The organism is Paenibacillus sp. EKM211P (assembly GCF_011066175.1).
GTDB lineage: Bacteria > Bacillota > Bacilli > Paenibacillales > Paenibacillaceae > Paenibacillus > Paenibacillus polymyxa.
In genome coordinates this window covers 1-259 of record NZ_JAAMNS010000083.1, presented here as the reverse complement: position 1 = coordinate 259, position 259 = coordinate 1, and the positions used below count along the sequence as shown (strand labels likewise).

At 56.0% G+C, this 259-nt stretch carries 3 tRNA genes; all 3 read right to left on the bottom strand.

The features are described 5' to 3' along the window. Positions 1–2: 2 nt before the first annotated feature. The 3 genes from G9G57_RS25475 to G9G57_RS25465 all read right to left on the bottom strand — a co-directional run bounded on the left by G9G57_RS25475 (position 3) and on the right by G9G57_RS25465 (position 258). Positions 3–76, bottom strand: a tRNA-Arg gene (locus G9G57_RS25475). Between the two features lie 26 nt (positions 77–102). Further along, positions 103–173 (bottom strand) — tRNA-Cys (locus G9G57_RS25470). A 10-nt stretch (positions 174–183) separates the two neighbouring features. Continuing rightward, positions 184–258 (bottom strand) — tRNA-Gly (locus G9G57_RS25465). Position 259 lies beyond the last annotated feature (1 nt).

The following is a 259-nucleotide window of genomic DNA, read 5'->3' as shown; positions in this document are numbered from 1 at the left end:
GGCGCGCCCTGAGAGATTCGAACTCCCGGCCTTTTGATTCGTAGTCAAACGCTCTATCCAGCTGAGCTAAGGGCGCATATTTAGTTCCATAATGAGCAGTCAAGGCGCCACCCAGATTTGAACTGGGGATGAAGCTTTTGCAGAGCTTTGCCTTACCACTTGGCTATGGCGCCGTATGGATAATGGAGCGGACGACGGGAATCGAACCCGCGACCCTCGCCTTGGCAAGGCGATGCTCTACCGCTGAGCCACGTCCGCA